General features: G+C 70.1%; 16 protein-coding genes and 1 pseudogene. 7 read left to right on the top strand and 10 right to left on the bottom strand.

Going from position 1 to position 19,052, the window contains the following annotated elements; genetic code table 11:
* Together ACYVE7_RS12805 and ACYVE7_RS12800 are read right to left on the bottom strand one after the other, a co-directional pair.
* The coding region (locus ACYVE7_RS12805) for a serine/threonine-protein kinase (RefSeq protein ID WP_460364863.1) at positions 1-1,032 on the bottom strand (1,032 nt) is incomplete at its 3' end.
* A 51-nt stretch (positions 1,033-1,083) separates the two neighbouring features.
* Complete coding sequence (locus ACYVE7_RS12800) at positions 1,084-2,757, bottom strand: serine/threonine-protein kinase (protein ID WP_460364862.1); 1,674 nt, start codon at positions 2,755-2,757, stop codon at positions 1,084-1,086.
* A gap of 168 nt (positions 2,758-2,925) precedes the next feature.
* On the opposite strand from ACYVE7_RS12800, the gene lysX reads away from it, so the two are divergent.
* Together lysX and ACYVE7_RS12790 are read left to right on the top strand one after the other, a co-directional pair.
* A complete protein-coding gene (gene lysX, locus ACYVE7_RS12795) occupies positions 2,926-6,132 on the top strand; it encodes a bifunctional lysylphosphatidylglycerol synthetase/lysine--tRNA ligase LysX (RefSeq protein ID WP_460364861.1) in 3,207 nt (1,068 codons plus the stop codon).
* Positions 6,133-6,228: 96 nt separating this feature from the next.
* Complete coding sequence (locus ACYVE7_RS12790; protein ID WP_460364860.1) at positions 6,229-6,855, top strand: hypothetical protein; 627 nt, start codon at positions 6,229-6,231, stop codon at positions 6,853-6,855.
* A 6-nt stretch (positions 6,856-6,861) separates the two neighbouring features.
* Here ACYVE7_RS12790 and ACYVE7_RS12785 read toward each other — a convergent pair whose 3' ends face one another.
* The 4 genes from ACYVE7_RS12785 to ACYVE7_RS12770 form a co-directional block, all read right to left on the bottom strand.
* Entirely contained in the window at positions 6,862-7,137 is a 276-nt protein-coding gene (locus ACYVE7_RS12785) for a DoxX family protein (protein ID WP_460364859.1), read from the bottom strand.
* Positions 7,138-7,280: 143 nt separating this feature from the next.
* Positions 7,281-8,312: a type II toxin-antitoxin system antitoxin DNA ADP-ribosyl glycohydrolase DarG gene (darG, locus tag ACYVE7_RS12780; protein ID WP_460364858.1), complete on the bottom strand. Its 1,032-nt coding sequence runs from the start codon at positions 8,310-8,312 to the stop codon at positions 7,281-7,283.
* Positions 8,313-8,346: 34 nt separating this feature from the next.
* Positions 8,347-8,961 carry a type II toxin-antitoxin system toxin DNA ADP-ribosyl transferase DarT gene (gene darT, locus ACYVE7_RS12775; RefSeq protein ID WP_460364857.1) on the bottom strand — a complete coding sequence of 205 codons (615 nt, stop codon included), beginning with the start codon at positions 8,959-8,961 and terminating at the stop codon, positions 8,347-8,349.
* A gap of 67 nt (positions 8,962-9,028) precedes the next feature.
* Entirely contained in the window at positions 9,029-10,015 is a 987-nt protein-coding gene (locus ACYVE7_RS12770; RefSeq protein ID WP_460364856.1) for a phosphotriesterase family protein, read from the bottom strand.
* A gap of 72 nt (positions 10,016-10,087) precedes the next feature.
* Here ACYVE7_RS12770 and ACYVE7_RS12765 point away from each other — a divergent pair, with 72 nt between their 5' ends.
* Both ACYVE7_RS12765 and ACYVE7_RS12760 read left to right on the top strand, forming a co-directional pair.
* A complete protein-coding gene (locus tag ACYVE7_RS12765; protein WP_460364855.1) occupies positions 10,088-10,855 on the top strand; it encodes an SDR family oxidoreductase in 768 nt (255 codons plus the stop codon).
* Positions 10,856-10,863: 8 nt separating this feature from the next.
* Complete coding sequence (locus ACYVE7_RS12760) at positions 10,864-11,811, top strand: LLM class F420-dependent oxidoreductase (protein ID WP_460364854.1); 948 nt, start codon at positions 10,864-10,866, stop codon at positions 11,809-11,811.
* 206 nt (positions 11,812-12,017) lie between these two features.
* On the opposite strand, the gene ACYVE7_RS12755 is transcribed toward ACYVE7_RS12760, so the two are convergent.
* The 4 genes from ACYVE7_RS12755 to ACYVE7_RS12740 all read right to left on the bottom strand — a co-directional run bounded on the left by ACYVE7_RS12755 (position 12,018) and on the right by ACYVE7_RS12740 (position 16,307).
* Positions 12,018-13,169, bottom strand: coding sequence for a type III PLP-dependent enzyme (locus ACYVE7_RS12755; protein ID WP_460364853.1), 1,152 nt, complete (start codon positions 13,167-13,169; stop codon positions 12,018-12,020).
* Between the two features lie 43 nt (positions 13,170-13,212).
* A complete protein-coding gene (locus ACYVE7_RS12750; RefSeq protein WP_460364852.1) occupies positions 13,213-13,707 on the bottom strand; it encodes a methyltransferase family protein in 495 nt (164 codons plus the stop codon).
* Positions 13,708-14,196: 489 nt separating this feature from the next.
* Positions 14,197-15,279, bottom strand: coding sequence for a hypothetical protein (locus ACYVE7_RS12745; RefSeq protein WP_460364851.1), 1,083 nt, complete (start codon positions 15,277-15,279; stop codon positions 14,197-14,199).
* A complete protein-coding gene (locus tag ACYVE7_RS12740; RefSeq protein ID WP_460364850.1) occupies positions 15,276-16,307 on the bottom strand; it encodes a phosphotransferase family protein in 1,032 nt (343 codons plus the stop codon). The genes ACYVE7_RS12745 and ACYVE7_RS12740 overlap by 4 nt, the downstream gene beginning before the upstream one ends.
* Before the next feature lie 84 nt (positions 16,308-16,391).
* Between ACYVE7_RS12740 and ACYVE7_RS12735 the strand changes: the two genes are divergently transcribed.
* The 3 genes and pseudogenes from ACYVE7_RS12735 to ACYVE7_RS12725 form a co-directional block, all read left to right on the top strand.
* Positions 16,392-17,042, top strand: a complete 651-nt coding sequence (locus ACYVE7_RS12735; protein ID WP_460364849.1) for an HAD family hydrolase — start codon at positions 16,392-16,394, stop codon at positions 17,040-17,042.
* Positions 17,043-17,157: 115 nt separating this feature from the next.
* Positions 17,158-17,370 carry a PspC domain-containing protein gene (locus ACYVE7_RS12730; RefSeq protein WP_460364848.1) on the top strand — a complete coding sequence of 71 codons (213 nt, stop codon included), beginning with the start codon at positions 17,158-17,160 and terminating at the stop codon, positions 17,368-17,370.
* Positions 17,371-17,489: 119 nt separating this feature from the next.
* A pseudogene (locus ACYVE7_RS12725) lies at positions 17,490-19,052 on the top strand (hypothetical protein); the annotation flags it as partial.

The raw sequence follows: 19,052 nt of genomic DNA, 5'->3' as shown, positions 1-19,052 counted from the left end.
GTGGGCGGCGGCCACGGGGCGGGGCGGGGGGAACGGGGTGGGGGCCGGGACGGTGCGGGGGGTGCGGGAGGGCTCCGGGCGGAACAGGGAGTCGTAGGTGGTGCCGGTGCGGGCCGAGTGCTGGGCGATCGGGGCGCGGACGGCGGCCGTCGGGATCAGCTCGGCGTCGGCGACGGCGGTCTGGTCGAGGGAGGTCATCTCGGCGCGGGGGCGGCGCGGGGACTCGGCGCGGTGCAGGAGCTCGGCGGCGGCGGCCGCGTCCAGACGCTCCTCCGGCTCCTTGGCCAGCAGGCCGACGATCACCGGGGCGAGGGCGTGGCCCCGGGTCAGCGGCGGGATCGGCTCCATCATGACGGCGGCCAGGGTCGACAGGACCTCGGGGCGTTCGAACGGCGCGGTGCCCTCGACGGCCGCGAACAGCAGCGCGCCGAGCGCCCACAGGTCGGAGGCCGGGCCCGGTTTGAGGCCCTGGGCGCGCTCCGGCGAGATGTAGGCGGGTGAACCCATCACGATGCCGGTCTGGGTGAGGGAGGAGTCGCCCTCCATCTGGGCGATGCCGAAATCGGTGAGGATCGCCCGATCCTCGCTGAGCATGACGTTCGCGGGCTTCACGTCGCGGTGCAGGATGCCCGCGAGATGGGCGGCGCGCAGCGCGCCGAGGAGCTGGCGGCCGATGTCGGCGACGCGGGCCGGATCGAGCGGGCCGTCGTTGTCGATCACGTCCTGGAGGGTGCGGGCGTCGACGAACTCCATGACGATCCAGGGGACGCCGTCCTCCTCGACCACGTCGTGGACGGTCACGATGCCGGGGTGGGTGAGCCGGGCGGCGGCCCTGGCCTCCCGCAGCATCCGCTGGTGCATGATCTCGCGGGCGGCGTCGTCCAGGCCCCGCGGCGTGATCACCTCTTTGATCGCGACGGTGCGCCCCAGCACCTCGTCGCGGGCGCGCCAGACGGTGCCCATGCCGCCTCGGCCGAGCACCCCGTCCAGCCGGTAGCGGCCGCCGAGCAGCCGCTCCTCCCCCTGTGTCATGCGCGGGACCCTATCGCCACTAGTTCACGGTTCCGTAAAGGCCCGCCCTGGTCAGGACGCGCCCTTGAAGCTCTCGTAGACCGGACGCATCCGCTGGTAGACCGCCGCCCACTCGCTTTCCGGGGCGCGCAGCAGGATCGCGTAGCCGCGCGGAGGCAGGACGAAACCCCGGTTAAGGGTATGCATCGTCACGCCCCCCTCGGTCGAGGTGAACTCCCAGTCGGCCGAGCGGGCGCCGTTGGTGCCGCGGACGGGCGGCTGGTCGGGCGTCGCCTTGACGCTGACCAGCCGGTATCCGGTGATCGCCGGACGGGCCGAGGATCGCTGCCAGTCGGCGAGGGCGCTCGGGCCCGCGCTCGCCACCTGGTCGATCTGGATCTTGATCTTGCGGTCGGGTGAGTAGAAGTGGTCACCGCCGACGCCCGACTGGGGGCCGGTGAAGCCGTCCGGGATCAGAAGCGAGTAGCCGGAATCATCCTGGTAGGTGTGGAAACCGGTCGTCGTGGCGGGGGCCGAGGCCGTCGCACTGGACGAGGCGCTGGGCGTGGTGCTCGCCGACGCGCTCGGAGTGGTCGACCTCGACGGGGAGGCGGTCGGGGACGGGCTCGCCGGCTGCGAGGTCTTCTGGGTCTTCGCCGGGACGGGCACGGCAGGCTTGTCGGGCTTGTCGTCGCCCTGGGCCTGGTTCCAGGCGATCCCACCGACGATCATGCCCGTGGCCAGGACGATCGCGGCGACGATCGCACCCGTCCTGCCGCTCTTGCGGGCGGTCGCGCCGATCGTCGCGGGGCCGAGCCGGGGCGAGCCCTCACGGGCCGTCGGATCGCCGGGCGCGAGCGGAGCGGGCTGGGCGATCACCACCGGCTGCGGGCGCTCCACCGGACGGGTCGGCGCGCCGCCCTTGCCGTGCGCGATCTCGTCGAGCAGCATCCCGGCCTCGTGGACGGTCATCCGCTCGGCCGGATCCTTGCGGAGCAGGCCGAGGATCACCTCGTTGAGCGGGCCCGCGTTGGGCGACTCCGGGACGTCCTCGGAGATGATCGCCAGCAGCGACGCCATCGGCTCGGGCCGTTCGAACGGGGAGCGCCCCTCGCACATCGCGTACAGAGTGACGCCCAGCGCCCACAGATCGGACGCGGGACCGGCGACCCGGCCGCGGGCCCGCTCGGGGGCGATGTAGGCGGGCGAGCCCATGACGAGGCCGGTGGCGGTCAGGGTGGCGTCGCCGGTGGCGTGCGCGATCCCGAAGTCGGTGAGGACGGCGCGGTCACCCGGCGCGAGCATCACGTTCGACGGCTTGATGTCGCGGTGCAGCACCCCCGCCACGTGCGCGGCGTGCAGCGCCGACAGCATCTGGCCGCCCAGCCGGGCGGCGCGGCGCGGCGTCAGCACGCCCTCGCCCTTGATGACCTTGTCGAGGGAGCTGGCCTTGATCAGCTCCATCACGATCCACGGCCTGTCGTCCTCCTCGACGACGTCGTAGACGGTGACGACGCCGGGGTGGGCGAGGCGTGCGGCGGTCCTGGCCTCGCGGAAGGTCCGGCGGTGCTGGAGATCGCGTTCCTCGTCGCTCAGCCCGAACGGGAGGATGACCTCCTTGACGGCGACGTCACGGCCCAGGACCTCGTCGAAGGCCTGCCAGACAGTGCCCATCCCGCCCCGGCCGACCTGGGTCTCGAGCCGGTAGCGGCGCGCGATCAGTCGGCTCGGGATGTCATTCGGCATAGAAGTGACCATATCCATTGTCGAAGTGCATATCGGTAACCACGCTGGCAGATTCCCGACCTGCGGCGTTGGATGCCTGATCTGCCGGGAAAGTTCGCGGTGGGCGCCGACGGAATTGTGGGTACTGATCATGACGGGGGGATCATGGGAAGCCTATGGGCGCGGCTGATGAACACCGTGCCGACGGTCGTGTTCTGGTATGTCCGGCTCTCGGGCATCGCCTCGATCGTCGCGTGGCTGTCGTCCGGCCTGATCGAGAAGGCCGCCGGCATCTGGGCCCTGCGCTGGCTCACCGTCCTCGGCTGGGCCCCCAGCCTCGCCTACGGGCTGCTGCTCATCCTGCTGTCCATCGGGATCAGGCGGCGCAAGAAGTCGGCGTGGCGGATCGTCACGATCGTGTTCGCGCTGTTCTTCCTGCTGGCCTTTGCCGCGATCTTCGATCCGGAGGACGGCGGACTCCTCTGGGTTGTCATCGCGTCCGTTTTCGGCCTCGTACTGATCGGGTTGATCGCGGGACGGAAGAATTTCAACACGCTCCCCGATCGTGCCAACCGTCGGCTCGCCGCGCGCGTGTTCCTCTGGTTCCTTCTGGTGACACTCGTGTTCGGGACCGTGCTCGTCGCCGCCACCGACCAGAACCCCGTCGGCGCCTGGTGGACCCAGACGATCTACGCGTTCCTGCAGTCGGCCGTGGGAGCGGCCGTGACGGGCAACCCCATCGACGTCAGCGTGCCCCGGTGGGTGGACCTCATCCTCGACTTCCTCGGCGGCGGGCTGCTGCTCACGACCGTCTGGGCGCTGTTCCGGCCCGGGCGGGGCGACGCCGTGCTCAGCCCCGAAGAGGAGCTGCCGGCGCGGGCGCTGCTCGCCGAGTACGGCGAGAACGACTCGCTCGGCTACTTCGCGCTGCGGCGCGACAAGGACGTCTTCGTCTGCGCGTCGCAGCGGGCCGCGATCTCCTACCGGGTCGAGGGGACCGTCTGCCTGGCCAGCGGCGATCCGCTCGGCGACCCTGACGCCTGGGACCAGGCGATCGGGGAATGGCTCGCCATGTGCCGGGCGCACGCCTGGATCCCCGGGGTGATGAGCGCGGGCGCGCGCGGGGCGCAGGCGTACGCCCGCAACGGGATGGACGCCCTGGAACTCGGCGACGAGGCGATCGTCCCGACCGCCGACTTCAACCTCGACGGACGGGAGATGCGGCAGGTCAGGCAGGCCGTCCGGCGGGTGCAGCGGGCCGGGTACACCGTCCGGATCCGGCGGCACGGGCAGATCCCGGCGGACGAGCTGGCGGAGATCGTCGCGGACGCCGACCGGTGGCGGGACGGCGCCACCGAACGCGGGTTCTCGATGGCGCTCGGCCGGCTCGGCGACCCGGCCGACGGGCGATGCGTCATGGTCGAGGCGTTCGACCGGGACGGGGTGCGCCGAGGGCTGCTCAGCTTCGTGCCGTGGGGACGGAACGGGCTGTCGCTCGACCTGATGCGCCGCGACCGGGCCGCCGAGAACGGGATCAACGAGTACATGGTGGCGATGCTGGCCACCGGGGCCGGGGCGATCGGCGTCCAGCGGATCTCGTTGAACTTCGCGGTGCTGCGCGGGGTGTTCGAACGCGGCGGGAAGATCGGCGCGGGGCCCGTGCTGCGGCTGGGCTACATGTTCATGTCGTTCGCGTCGCGGTTCTGGCAGCTCGAATCGCTGTACCTGGCCAACGCGAAATATCACCCGGAGTGGCTGCCCCGCTACATCTGCTTCGAACACTCCCGGGACGCCGTGCGGATCGGGCTGGCGGCCGCGCGTGCCGAAGGGTTCCTGCCGACGCTGAAGAAACCGCCGCTGACGGAGGCGACGACCCCGCCCGAACTGCTCGCGCAGATCACGTCCGTGGAGGCCGCCGTCGAGGCGGCGCGCGCGCCACGGCGGCGGCTTTCGGAGCAGGAACGCGTGCGGCACGCCAAGCTCGACCTGCTGCGCGCCGCCGGGATCGACCCCTACCCGCTCGGCTACGCGCGCACCGACTACGCGGCCGACCTGCGGGCTTCCTACGGCGGGCTGCCCAAGGACGCGGCCACCGGGGTGACGGCGGCCGTCGCGGGACGGGTGGTGGCCTCCCGCGAGCACGGACGGCTCTGCTTCGCGACCCTCAGGGACGAGACCGGCGACATCCAGATCATGCTGACGGCGGAGCTGCCCGATCTGGGACGGTGGAAGACCCTCATCGACCTGGGCGACCAGGTGGGCGTCACCGGAGAGGTGATCACCACCAGGACCGGGGAGCTGACCGTCCTGGTGCGGTCGTGGGCGCTGACCGCCAAGTGCCTGCATCCGCTGCCCGCGCCCGGCGGGCTGAGCGAGGAGACCCGGGCGCGGCAGCGGTACGTCGATCTGATCGTCAACGGGCCGGCGCGGGAGATGGTGCGGACTCGAGGGGCGGCCGTCGCGGCCGTCCGGGACACGCTGCGGGAGCGCGGCTACCTCGAGGTCGAGACCCCGATGCTCCAGCCGGTGCACGGCGGGGCGACGGCGCGGCCGTTCACGACCCGGATGAACGCCTACAACCTGGAGCTGTACCTGCGGATCGCGCCCGAGCTGTACCTGAAGCGGCTGCTGGTCGGCGGGATCGGGCGGGTGTTCGAGCTGAACCGGAACTTCCGGAACGAAGGGGTCTCGCCCCGGCACAACCCGGAGTTCACGATGCTGGAGGCGTACGAGCCGTACGGCACCTACGACACGATGGCGGTGCTGACCAGGGAGCTGACGATCGCGGCGGCGCTGGCCGCGCTCGGGACGACCGTGATCGACCGGCCCGGGGCCTCGTTCGACCTCGCCGCGCCCTGGGCGGCGATCACCGTGTACGGCTCGGTGTCGGAGGCGCTCGGCACGGAGATCACCCCGGACACGCCGCTCCCCGAGCTGCGCGCGCACGCCGAGGCGGCCGGGCTGGAACCCGATCCCGACTGGGGGCAGGGACGGCTCGTCCAGGAACTGTTCGAGCTGCTGGTCGAGCAGACGCTGATCGCGCCGACGTTCGTCCGCGACTTCCCCGCCGAGACCTCGCCGCTGACCCGCCCGCACCGCGACGACCCCCGGCTCGCCGAGAAATGGGACCTCATCGTCTGCGGGATCGAGCTGGGCACCGCCTACTCCGAGCTCATCGACCCGGTGCTGCAGCGCCGCCGCCTCACCGAGCAGTCCCTGCTCGCCGCCGGCGGCGACCCCGAGGCGATGGATCTCGACGAGGACTTCCTGCGCGCCCTCGAGTACGCCATGCCGCCGTCCGGTGGTCTCGGGATGGGCGTCGACCGCCTCCTGATCATGCTCACCGGCAAGACCATCCGCGAGACGATCCCGTTCCCGCTGGTCCGGCCCGGCTAGCCGTCCCCGCCGACCGCATTCGATTCGGTGGGACTATTGGACATCTAATGCCCATCTGTCACACTGACCGCACGCCCGATCGGTGTGGAGGTTTCAGTGACGGACGCGGCCAGGGACGCCCTCGAACAGCTACGCGACGCCGACCAGTTCCAGTGGTACGTGGTGCCGCTGCTGCTGATGGTGCTGTACGTCTACTCGGTCGAGATCGAACGGCGGAACTGGAACGTCCTGCTGGGCGGGCTGGCCCTGTGGGGCATGGACTGGTTCAACGAGATCTGGAACTCCCTGGTGTTCCACTTCAGCGGGCGCGCCCCGGTGTGGGGAGCCGGCGGGAGCACGTCCTACCAGATCCTGATCGGGCTCAACATCGAGATCTGCTTCATGTTCATGATCATGGGGATCGCGGCGGCCAAGATGCTCCCGCCGAAGGAGCAGCGGATCCTCGGGCTGCCGAACCGGCCGGTGCTGATCGCGGTCAACTCCGCGCTGGCGGTCGGCGTGGAGATCCTGCTCAACCGCGCCGGAGTGCTGACCTGGGAGTGGAGCTGGTGGTCCCCGGAATTCCCGGTGATCATCTTCCTGGTCGGGTATGTGCCGTTCTTCACGGCCTGCTTCCTCGTCCACGACATGGCGAAGCTCCGGAGCAAACTCCTCACCGTCGGAACGATCTTCGGCGTTGATATCGCGGCGCTGGCCGTCTTCGGGGGCCTCGGCTGGCTGTGACGCGGGTCAGGGCTTGCGGGCCACCCAGAGCGCCCACCCGATCAGCGGGATCTGCAGCGGCAGCCGGGCCTTGGCGGCGTTGCGGAGCGGGGCGGGCTTGTCCTTCCAGTCCCGCGCCATCTTCACGTTGGCGGGAAAGACCGCCGCGATCAGCCCGGCCGCGGCCAGCGCCCCGATCCGCCGCGTCGACGGATTGAGCACCGCCACCCCCACCGCCACCTCGGCGATCCCACTGAGATGCGTCCAAGCGCGCGCCTCCCCCGGCAGCCCCTCAGGAATCATCGCGTCAAACGGCCTCGGCGCCACAAAGTGCAACGCCCCCATCCCCACAAGCATCGACCCCAGCCGACGAGCAGAAGCATCCATACAAGTGACCCTAGAGTCACTTATGGGTGCGGCGCTAGCCCTCCGTCAGACCCCGCCCACTACATGCCGAGCAGCCCTCTCTCCTCCAGGTGTGCGAGAGCAGCGGAAATATGCGCCCGGGTGAAGAGCTTTCCCTTCCGCTCCGTCCAGGCCTGGACGTACGCAGCCACGTTCTCCAGATCGGACCTTGAGGTCTCGACCGCCGCCCAGTGGACGGTCGAGAGCAGTTCGAGCCCGTACGGCGTCTCGAACCCGTCGATGATCTCCGCCGCGCGCTCCACTCTTGCCGCGGTCGCGGGATCGCCTGCCAGGCAATGCTCGACTTCACCCGAGGTGTTGGGAGTCAGAGCCAGCTTCATCGGCTGGGTTCTGTCTCCGTAACCGCGGATGTAGTGCCCTTCGAGGTACTGCAACGCATGGTTGAGATTCTCGGCATAAGGACCGAAATCACCCTTGGTGAACTTGAGCCGTAGCGGCTCCCCGCAGAGCTGCAGAAAATAGGTGAGCTTCTGCGCTTCGAGCGCCCCCAGGCGGTAGTCCGGCTGGAGGTAGCGATCGAACAGGGCGAGGACGGCTGCCCGCGAGGACGTCAGCTCAGGTTTCGTGGTTCGAACAGGCATCTCGTCGGGATCGGGTGCTCCAGACGGCGCATAGATGATCACACGGACATCGGAGAGTGGAGCGAGTGCGTCCGTGATGAGGGGCAGAACATCACTCCAGGCCAACCCGCCGTTCCCGCAGCCCAGCGGCGGGACGGCGACGGAACGGATCTCCAGTTCGCGCAGCACCCGAACCAGATCCGCGAGCCCGGCCTCGATGTCCGACAGGCGCGATCCACCACGCCAATGCCGCTTCGTCGGAAAGTTGATCAAGTATCTGCCGTCGCCCATCCGCCCGCTGTCGAAGACGAACATCCGCCCGGGGACGACCTCGCCGCGCTTGCTCGCGGCAGCGTAGGCCTTGAAGTTCGCCGGGTAGGCCTGCCGGAACTGCAAAGCAAGCCCTTTGCCTGCCACCCCGACGGTGTTGACCGTATTGATCAGGGCCTCCGCAGGAGCATCCAGGAGATTTCCGCTCCCGAACTCGATCATTCTTCCCTCCCTTCGGCCGAGCCGCCCAGTCCCCTCAGTAGTACCATTCGGGCCTGACAATCACCGGTGGCCGATGAGCCGCATCCCCGAGAAGCTCTCTGGCCTGGCCGGCGATCAGGTGGTCGATCACACCGATCTCCCCGATGAGCGACCACGGTAGGCGCCGGTGAACCAGGAACTCCGCCTGCCGCCGCCGCTTCCGATCGTTGTCCTCTTGGGTGTCGTGCCAAAACCTCTCCCCCATGATCAACCAGTCGATCTTGTCAAGATCGCGTAGGTCGGTGAAGACGCTGCTGAACTTCATGGTGGCGTGGCCATCGGTGAAAACGAACGGCAAGCCCTCCTGCTGTATCGCTTCGCAGGAGGAGACCAGATGCAGCATCTTCCGCTGGCCATGAGCCACCCCACCGACGCGACCGCTGTTGATCGCATAGAGCATGGGCGACCGTGGCGCGAAGTAGAACGGAGCGTAGTCGTTGAGGTGCCCGGCCTGCCCGGCTGTCACGCGATGTGCCGCGCGTCTGTCTTTGATGTGCGAGTGGCCGCTGTTGACCGGGAAGCGCCGTCCACTATCGCGATCACACAGGATGCCCTGAGCGGCGATGCCCCGCAGGTTGTCGATATGGGTGATGTGGAAGACAGACGTCACAGGCGGTCAACTTACCGACGACGGACGCCTCACCACCGGATTTCCCCGGATACCAGTCGTATCGCTGTCAGGGGGTGAAGTAGCGGCGGGGGGTTTGGGTGAGCATGAGGTGGGTTTGTGTTGTGGAGAGGCCGGCGGTGTGGAGGGCGGGGAGGACGTCGGCGAGGATGTGTTCGTAGTGCCAGTTGGGGAGGAGGAGGGGGCGGAGGGTGTCGTGGTCGGGGCCGAACCAGTCGATGAAGCAGCAGGCGTCCTGGCTGAGGACCATGCGGTCGGCGTAGCCGCGCTCGGCCAGCGCGACGACCGTCTCGATCCGGGACGCGGTGTCGCGGGGGACGTCGAGGCCGAAGCGGTCCATGCCGAGGATCGCGCCCGAATCGGCCAGCTCCATCAGGTAGTCGAGGTCGCCGGTGTCGCCGCTGTGCCCGAACACGACCTTGGTGAGGTCGACGCCCTCGGCGCGGAACAGTTCCAGGGCGTACAGGCCCGTGCCCTGCGACGGGTTGGTGTGGACGGTGATCGGCGCGCCCGTCTCGCGGTGCGCGTACGCGACGGCCTTCGCGGTGCGGGCCACACCCGGCGCTACCTCGCCGTGCTCGATCGCGCACTTCAGGAACGCCGCCCTGACGCCCGTGTCGGCGATCCCCACCGTCAGATCGCGGACGAACTCCAAGGCGAGAGGGTCGGGGCCGCCGTCGTCGAGGAGCCCGCCGGGGCCGCGCAGGAAGAACGGGGTGGGCGCGCCGTCGTAGTCGTAGTAGCCCGTCGCGACGATGATGTTGAGTTCGGGCACCGCGGCATTGATCCGCTGGACGCGGGGAAGGTAGCGGCCGAGGCCCCAGACCGTGGGGTCCACCAGCGTCCGGACGCCCTGTGCCGCCACCGAGCGGAGCCGGGCGATCGCGTCGGCGACCCGGAACTCCTCGTCCCACCAGGAGCCCTGGCCGTAGTTCTGCAGGTTCTCGGTGGAGACGGTGAAAACGTGCTCATGCATGAGGGTGACGCCCAGCTCGGCGGTGTCGACGGCGCCGTGGACGGTCTCTACAGTGGCCATGAGGGCCAAAGTAACCCACGAGTCAGTTAGCGGATAGGGTGCCACCGAACCGGATTCTGGGAGGCGCGAAAAATGGACACTGGACTCGCAGGCAAGACCGCTCTGATCACCGGAGCGTCGCGCGGCATCGGCAAGGCGATCGCGTTCACGCTCGCCGCCGAAGGCGCGAACGTCGTGCTCTCCTCACGCAGGCAGGAGAGCCTCGACGAGGTCGCGGCCGAACTGCGCGCCGCCCATCCCGGCATCGGCGTGCTCGCCAAAGCCGCCCACGTCGGTGACGCCGACCAGGCCGCCGCGTGCGTCGACGCCGCGATGGCCGAGTTCGGACGGCTCGACGTGCTCGTCAACAACGCCGGAACCAGCCCCTACTTCGGCCCGATGATCGAGATCGACGCGGCGCGGGCCGAGAAGACCGTCCAGGTCAACCAGTGGGCCGTCGTGCTCTGGACCCAGCTCGCGTGGGGCGCGTGGATGAAGGACAACGGCGGCGCGGTCGTCAACATCGCGTCCGTCGGCGGGTTCGTGACCGAACACGGGATCGGCTACTACAACGCCACCAAGGCGGCCGTCATCCATCTGACCCGGCAGTTCGCGATGGAGCTCGCGCCGCGCGTGCGCGTCAACGCGATCGCGCCTGGACTGGTGAAGACCCAGCTCGCGCGGGCGCTGTGGGAGGAGAACGAGGCCGCGATCAGCAAGGAGCTGCCGCTGGCCAGGCTCGGCGAGACCGACGACATCGCCAACGCCGCCGCGTTCCTCGCCGGCGACACCTCGAGCTGGATGACCGGGCAGACCATGGTCGTGGACGGCGGGTCGACGATCCGCCCGGCGATCGCGTAGGGAGAGACATGAACTGGGGACTGACCATTCCGCTGCCCGGGCTCGGCCTCGCCGCGCACCGGGAGATCGTCGAAGAGCTGCCCGCGCTCGGGTACACCGACGTCTGGTCCGCCGAGACCAATGGAGCCGACGGGTTCACGCCGCTCGCGCTCGCGTCCCAGTGGGCGCCGACCCTGCGGCTCGGGCCCGCGATCGTCCCGGTGTACACGCGGGGGCCCGCGCTCCTCGCCCAGCAGGCCGCGACCCTCGCCGACCTCGCGCCCGGGAAGTTCGTGCTGGGAATCGGGACGTCCAGCGACACCATCGTGGAGCGGTGGAACGGGATCCCGTTCACCGAACCGTACGCCAAGGTGCGCGACACGCTGCGGTTCCTGCGCAAGGCCCTCGCCGGGGAGAAGGTCACCGACGAGGCCCTCGGCGTGAAGGGGTTCAAGCTGGAGGCGGCGCCCGCCGTCGCACCGAAGATCGCGCTGGCGGCGCTGCGTCCTGGGATGCTGAAGCTGGCCGCGCGGGAGGCCGACGCGGCGATCACCAACTGGCTGGCGCCCACCGACGTGCCCACGGTGCGGGCGGCCTACGACCCGTCCAAGGAGCTCATCGCCCGGCTGTTCGTCATGCCGACCGACGACGCCGACGAGGCACGCAACCTGGGGCGCTGGCTGATCGCCGCGTATATGAACGTGCCGGTCTACCAGGCGTTCCACGAGTGGCTCGGACGCGGCGACGCGCTGCGCCCGATGAACGAGGCCTGGGCCGCCGGGGACCGGCAGGCCGCGTTGAAGGCGATCCCCGACGAGGTCGTCGACGACCTGATCGTCCACGGCTCCCCCGAGACCTGCCGGACACGGATCGAGTCCTACGTCGCGAACGGCCTGACCACCCCGGTCCTGGCCATCCTGCCGAACTCCCAACTCAACGGCCTCACCGCAATCCGAGCCCTCGCCCCCCGCGTCTGACCAAGGCCGCTGACCGGCCGCAGATCAAGGCGGCCGACCGAGGCGGCCGACCAAAGCGGCCGACCGAGGCGGCCGACCAAAGCGGCCGACCAAAGCGGCCGACCGAGGCGGCTGACCGGGGCGCAGATCCGGGCGGCTGACCGGACCGCAGGATCGAGGCGGCCGACCAAAGCGGCCGACCGAGGCGGCTGATCGGGGCGGCTGAGTCAGGGGAGGAAGTGGGTGGTCGGTTTGGGGTGCATGAGGAAGTCGTGGTGGGAGATGTTCCAGGCGTAGGCGCCTGCCATTTGGAAGAGGACTAGATCGCCGACGGCGAGGCGGTCGACCGGGCGGTCGCGGGCGAAGACGTCCTTCGGTGTGCAGAGCTGGCCGACCAGGGTGACCGGGGTGCCCGTCAGGGTGGGGACGCCCCGGCGGGCCCCGGGGAGCAGCTCGAACGGCTGGTCGTGGTTCTTGGTGACCGGGGTCCGGAAGTGGTGGGTGCCGCCGCGCAGGATCGCGTAGGCGCGGCCGTGGGCCTGCTTGACGTCGAGGACATCCGTGACATACCAGCCGTGATGGACGCTGATCGCCCGGCCCGGTTCGACGCGGAACGTCTCCCCCGGCTCGGCGAGCGCCGCGATCCCCCGTGCGTAGGACGGCCAGTCGAAACGGTGCCCCGGATCGGCGTAGTCGACGCCCATGCCGCCGCCGAGATTGAACTCCGGCCGTTCGACGCCCGCGTTCGCCAGCCACGGCCGCGCCCAGTCGAGGATCTCGCGCTGCTGCCGCACCAGCGGACCAGCCGGGAGACCGGAGGCGAGATGCGCGTGGACGCCGCGCAGCCGCAGCCTCGGATGCGCCGCCAGGATGGGCGGGCAGTCGCCGATGAGGTCGGGATCCATGCCGAACGGGCCTGACATCGCGAGGGCCACGTCCCGGCGGTCGCCCGCGAGGTTGACGCGGAGCAGGACGTCCACGTCGGCCCGTTCGGTTTCCGCGATCTCGGCGAGCCTGCGCAGCTCGTAGGGGCTTTCGACGTGGACGCGTTCCACGCCGAGGCGGATCGCCGTCCGCAGTTCGGCGTCGGTCTTGCCCGGCCCTCCGAACGCGATCCGCGCGTCCGGGAGCGCCTTGCGGACGTGTTCGAGTTCGCCGCCGGAGGCCACCTCGATGCCGTCCACGTGGGGTGCGACGGCCCGCAGCACCGGTTCCTCGGGGTTGGCCTTGGCCGCGTAGAACAGTTCGGGGCCGCCGGGCAGGGCGAGGGCGGCACGGACGTCCGCGACGTGCGCGGCGAGCGCCGCCAGATCGTAGACGTAGGCGGGCAGCCGCCCGTCGAGCCCGCCGACGAACTCCCGCACCGCCTGCGTGGTCACTGGCTCTCCTTGCGCGACGGCATCGGATCCGAAGCCTAATCGGTCACCGGCGGATGGTGCCCAGCCCGGGCAGGAAGCGGCCCACGGACGTGCTGTAGACGCGGTAGGGGGCGCCGTGGGTCCTCGTCAGATAGGGCTCCTCGACGGCGCGGACCTGGAGTTCGATCGCGGCGACCGTGAGGAGCAGACCGAACAGGGACAGCGGGTTGGGGACGAGGGCCGCCAGCCCGGCCGCCGTCACGATCATCGCGGTGAAGATGGGGTTGCGGGCCAGGGCGAACGCGCCCGTGGTGACGAGTTCGGTGCGCTCCCGCTCGTCGACGCCGATCCGCCAGGACGCCCCCATCGACCACTGGGCCGCGACGGTCCCCGCCACCCCGAGAACCGCCACCACCAGCCCCACCCCCTGAACGGCCGTCCGATCAAGCACGGAAACCGGATCGAGCCCGCCGAGCGCGGCAAGCGGCCCCGCCAACCCAACGAGCAGCGCCGCGACGAACGCGACCCGCGCCCACCACCGAACGGTCCCGACCCGCATCCCGCCACCCCGAAAACCTGTATCCCCGGTCCGCCGCCACTGCACCCAGCTCCGCACCCCGAACGCCACCACCGCCCACACCAAATAAATGACCAAAGCCACCAAGACCATCACTACCTCCCCAGAGCATCAGACCACCGATCAGCAGCCCCTCCCTCAACAATACAGCGAACCCTGAATTCATCAACCCCTGTACCATCACCCATGATCGCCTCGAACTGCGGCATGTCGCCCTTCTCGCGCCCGCAAACCGTCCACTCGCCACAGCTCGACACGATCTCGACCCGGGCTCGGCAGCACCCCGGGCAACTTCTTGATCGGCTCGAACTGCGGCGTGTCGCCCGTTTCACGGCCGCAAACCGTCCACTTGGCGCAGTTCGAGGCGATCTTGATCGGGGTTCGGTGGGGTCTCGGAGGGTCTTGGTCGGCTTGGGGTGTGGGGTGTTGCGGGGTTCGGGGGGTGGGAGGGCGCGGGTCGGTGGGGGTTGGTTAGGGGAAGGAGGGGTGGGGGCCTAGGGCCCAGTATTCGTAGAGGCCGTAGCCGGTTTGGGGGGTGGTGGTGGGGGAGGTGTAGGTGAAGCGGGCGGCGGCGTCGACCAGGCCCCACATGTCGGGGGCCGAGGCGGAGCGGCGGTCGGCTTGGACGACCAGGGTTTTGCCTTGGTACATGCCGTGTTTCCAGTGGGGTTCCAGGCCGTAGCCGGTGCCGATCATGAGGTGGACGGGGAGGAGGGCGGTGACCTCGACGTCGAAGGGCGTTCCGGCGGGCGGGGAGAAGGAGATCGTCGCGGAGTGGGAGTCGCGGGTGCCGGGGGTGTAGACGGGGCGGTATTCGGGACGGCCGAGGTACTCGTCGTCGCGGTCGTCGTTCCAGACGCGGACGGCTTCCTCCAGTAGGCGGCGGCCCTTCTCGTCCTCCTGGATGATGCAGAGGATCGCGTGGTCGTCGAACTGCATGGGCGCGTACAGCCAGTAGAAGGTGCCCGCGTTGTTGACGTGGATGCCGGGCGGCTCCGGCTCGCCGACCGGGCGGACGCCCCACGAGCGGTCGCGGGTCCCCCACCAGGTGTCGGGGGTGACGTCGAAACGTTCGCCGTCCGCGATCAGATGGCCGGTCCAGCGGCCCGTCTGGGCCATGCGCGTCGAATCGAACATGACGCGTTCCTGCCAGCGCAGGTAGTGGCGCGGTTCGAGCGTCGCGGGGACAGAACCCTCCCAGGTCAGGTCGAAGGACAGTCCGTGCTCGTTCTCCGCCAGGACGACTCTGAGCTTCTTCAGCCCCTCGACGACCTCGACACGGAACGGGCCGACCGTGGTGTCCATGCGGTCGGCGCCCAGCTCGCGGGAGGCGCGCACCACCTGGTGGACGTCGCCCCTGCGGAGCACCGCGAAAGCGTCCGTGACGCCCAGGTTCGGGTACTGCCCCACCCCGACGATCAGCATCATCTCGCCGGAGATCGGGAAGCAGTTGAAGTAGTACCGGTCGTAGAAGTTCCGGTCGGACGTCCCGACGTGCCGCATCACCCCGGAGATCTGGTGGATCGGGTAGTCGTCCAGCGGCGACAGGCTCACAGTTCCTCCAGGACCTTGCCGAGCAGTTGGGTGGCGGTGTTGGTGTGCGGGAACGGGTCGTCGGCGCCGACGAGGTCGTAGCTGATGAAGAGCTGCCCGATCCGCGCCATGACCACGGCGAACTTCAGGCCCGACAGGACCTCGTAGTAGGCCAGGTCGCGCATCGGACGGCCGAGGAGTTCCTCGTAGCGGGCGACGGTGGCGGCGCGGGAGGGGAAGCCGGGCAGGCGTTCCAGGTCGAGGCAGTCGGAGTGGTGCCGGTCGAGGTACAGGTACCAGGCCAGGTCCTCCTCGGGCTGCCCGAGGGTCACCATCTCCCAGTCGAGGACGGCCGCCACCTCGCACCGCTCGTCGAACAGCAGGTTGCCGATCCGGGCGTCGCCCCAGAGCAGCGTGGGCGGCCCCGGCTCGGCCGGCTGGTGGGCGCGCAGCCATTCCAGGGCCCGTTCGGCGAGCGGCACCTTCCCCGCGTACGCCCAGTGCAGGTAGTGCTCGTAGTAGGCGAGCCGCTGGTTGAGCCCCGTCGGCCCGTAGGCGGTCTGGTCGACGAACTCCAGGCCCGTGACGTCCTGCCGGTGGATCGCGGCCATGGCGAGCAGCCCGTTGTCCCAGAGCAGCGCCCGTTCCGCGGGCGTGAGCTCGGTGACCCAGCCTTCCTGGTGGTAGGGCGGCATGTCGCCCGGCGCCCGTCCCGCGACGGCGCCCATCACGAAGAACGGCGACCCCAGCAGGGAGGTGTCCGGTTCGTACCAGTGCACCTCGGGCACCTGGACGCCGCGCCGCCGCAGCTCGCCCAGCACCCGGTACTGCTCCTCGAACCGCGGCTCGGGGAAGATCTGGTGGCCGGTCGGCGCGACCTTCGCCACGAAGTCGCGGCCGCCCGCGCTGAACATCAGGGTCTCGGCGGAGAATCCGCTGGCGGCGGGGGTCTGCAGCGAGGCGACCTCGGCGCCGGGCAGCCGGCCGTCCAGCCAGCCGCTCAGGATCCGCCGGGTGACCTCGGGATCCCGCTGATCGGGTACCGGCAACTCTCCCCCTCCGTCTAAAACAAGCGCTCGGTAGGTTTCTGGAAGATAGCCCTTCGATCCGGACAGGGGAAGGGGTTGCCTAGCATGGGCTCCGTGACGATCAGGGCGGTTTTCTTCGATGTCGGCGAGACCATCATCAACGAGGGGCGGATCTACGGGCGGTGGGCCGACTGGCTGGGGGTGCCGCGGCACACCTTCAACGCGGTGCTCGGCGCGACGGTCGCCCGTGGTGAATCCCACATGAACGTTTTCCAGCACTTCCGGCCCGGTTTCGATCTGGCCACGGAGGAGGCCGCCAGGATCGCGGCCGGGGTCCCCAACGGGTTCGACGCCGACGACCTCTACCCCGACGTCCGCGCCACCCTCACCGCACTGCGCAGCCAGGGCCTTTTCGTGGGCATCGCGGGAAATCAGCCGAAAGAGGCGACGGCCGCGATCGCCGCGATGAGGCTCGATCATGATCTGCTCGCGACGTCCGAGGAATGGGGCGTCGAGAAGCCGAAGGCGGCGTTTTTCGACCGGGTGGTCGCCGAGGCGGGTCTCCCCGCCGAAGAAATCCTTTATGTGGGCGACCGGATCGACAACGACGTCCGTCCGACCCTCGCCTACGGGATGCCCGTCGCCTTCCTTCGCAGGGGTCCCTGGGGCCATGTGCAGCAGGATCCGGAACTTCTGGCCCGCTGTGCCTTCCGAATCGACGGTCTGGACGAGCTTCCCGGGCTGCTGGCCCCCTAAGGGGAATCCCTTACCCCGCAGGTAGTACGCGGGAACCGTCCTCCCGGCCGATCCGACCCCCCTTTCCGGCTTCTACCGTGAAGAGCAGAAGGAACACCGAAAAAGGGGGAAGGAAATGGAAGGCCTGTACCGTCCGGACCACGGACGAATGATCGGCGGAGTCTGTGCCGCGCTGGGTCGCCGGTTCGGAATGGGCACCGGAATGGTCCGGCTGCTGTTCGTGCTGTCGTGCCTGCTGCCGGGCCCGCAGTTCATCATCTACGCCGTCCTCTGGATCATGATCCCGAGCGAGCGGAAGTACCGGGCGCGCACCGGCTCGCCCATCTGACCCGCCCCCGGGCCGCCCCTGAGACCTGCGGATTTCCCCGTTCGGTTGGACAATCCGTCCGGGCCGTGTTAGATCGAAACCTCAGGACGGCGGCCGGGCCGGGCGAGCGAGGGAGGGGTGTGAGCGGGGAGCTGAACGCCGAAGCGGTGCAACTGCTGAGGTTCATCCGCGACCTGACGCGCTCCCGGCGGGCGCGCGTCCTGGACGTGGCGGCCTACGAAGAGGTGCACTGGCTGGCCGAACTGCCGGGGGAACTGCGCGTCCAGACCGACGCCCGCGGTGGACAGGCCCTGTTCGGCCTGCCCCCGATCCCGTTGAGCCCGCCGGCGGCACTGGAGGAGTTCGACGGCTGGCTGGCGCTGCGCCGCTGGTACCGCACCCTGCGCGGGCTGACCGAGATCGCCCGCGACCGGGAGCTGGTGCTGGCCGTCGGGCTGCTGACCTGGCAGGCGGGCGACGGCACCGAGGTCCGCAACCATCTGCTCACCACGCCCGTCCGGGTGGTCCTCGACAAGGCCACCGAACGGGTCGACGTGCTGCTCACCGACCGGCCGACCACCCTCCAGGACCGTGATCTCCTCGACGACCTGCAGGGGTTCCGGCCGGCCCGCACCGACTGGCTCCGCGACGCCGTCCGGACGGGGCAGGGCGCCGGCCTCCAGGACTCCGTCGCCGACGTCCTGCGCAAATGGTGCTCTTTCGCCTTCGACGAGCCGGTGGCGTTCCGCGAGGACTGGACCGACGACCCGGCCACCGGCGGGGCGCGGGTCCGGCTGGCGCCCGCCCTGGTGCTGCGGCCCCGCACCGAAACCGCCCTGGTCGACTATCTGGACGGGATGCTCGCCGAGGTCGCCGAAGGCCCCGTCCCGGCCGGGCTCGCCCACTTCCTGCGCCCCACCGGCGAGGACAGGCTCGCCCACCTCCGCGAACGCGAGTCGTTCGGCGGGCTGCTGACGGCCCTGCTCGCCCGCGGGCAGCGGATCCTCGTCACCACACCGGAACCCACCGAGATCCGCGACAGCCTGCCGCCCGAACTGGCCGGGCTCGCGGTGACCGTCGACGGCGAATCCGATCTGACGGCCCAGCTCAACGCCCTGTCCGTCCGGTACGGCTCCTACGACCCCGAACGGTACGACCGGGCGCTCGCCGACCACGCCGACCGCGTCCACCAGCTCGAACACGAGACGTCCGCGCTGCGGGCCCGGCTGGGCGGGCTGCGCGTCGCCGAAGTGCTCGATCTGGGCGACGGCTACAGCGGCACCGTCGAGGAGATCCAGACACGGCTCCAGCCCGGCTTCCCCTGGATGCCGGTGATCCCCGGGCTGCCCGAGAAGCCGCCCCTGACCACCGCCGAGATCACCGAACTGGCCGCCCTGCTGGCCGCGCAGACCCCCGAACGCCGCGCCAGGGCCGGCCAGACCCTGCCCGACCAGGCGATGCTGCCGAGCGCCGAACAGGTCAGAGCGCTGATCACGGTCGCCCAGGTGCCCGCCCCCGATCCGGCGGGCGATCTGGCGCAGCGGCTGCTCGACCGGGAACCGGCGCTGGTGGAACGGCTGGAGGCGTGCGCGGCGAACGTCCAGGCGGCGCTGGCCGAACTGGGCGTCGACTGGAACTCCGGCGACTGGACGGTCCGGGCGATCGCCGACGGCATGGGCGGCCGCGCCGCCGGCTGGGAGCGG

This window comes from Actinocorallia lasiicapitis, assembly GCF_054778695.1.
This window is presented reverse-complemented; position numbering and strand designations above follow the sequence as displayed.

Bases quoted from the DNA above. Each gene is read 5' to 3' on its own strand.
- ACYVE7_RS12765 (WP_460364855.1), top strand. From the start codon at position 10,088: ATGGACACTGGACTCGCAGGCAAGACCGCTCTGATCACCGGAGCGTCG.
- ACYVE7_RS12730 (WP_460364848.1), top strand. From the start codon at position 17,158: ATGGAAGGCCTGTACCGTCCGGACCACGGACGAATGATCGGCGGAGTC.
- ACYVE7_RS12785 (WP_460364859.1), bottom strand. From the start codon at position 7,137: ATGATTCCTGAGGGGCTGCCGGGGGAGGCGCGCGCTTGGACGCATCTC.
- ACYVE7_RS12735 (WP_460364849.1), top strand. From the start codon at position 16,392: ATGGGCTCCGTGACGATCAGGGCGGTTTTCTTCGATGTCGGCGAGACC.
- darG (WP_460364858.1), bottom strand. From the start codon at position 8,312: ATGATCGAGTTCGGGAGCGGAAATCTCCTGGATGCTCCTGCGGAGGCC.
- lysX (WP_460364861.1), top strand. From the start codon at position 2,926: ATGAACACCGTGCCGACGGTCGTGTTCTGGTATGTCCGGCTCTCGGGC.
- ACYVE7_RS12770 (WP_460364856.1), bottom strand. From the start codon at position 10,015: ATGGCCACTGTAGAGACCGTCCACGGCGCCGTCGACACCGCCGAGCTG.
- ACYVE7_RS12750 (WP_460364852.1), bottom strand. From the start codon at position 13,707: ATGCGGGTCGGGACCGTTCGGTGGTGGGCGCGGGTCGCGTTCGTCGCG.
- ACYVE7_RS12760 (WP_460364854.1), top strand. From the start codon at position 10,864: ATGAACTGGGGACTGACCATTCCGCTGCCCGGGCTCGGCCTCGCCGCG.
- ACYVE7_RS12800 (WP_460364862.1), bottom strand. From the start codon at position 2,757: ATGCCGAATGACATCCCGAGCCGACTGATCGCGCGCCGCTACCGGCTC.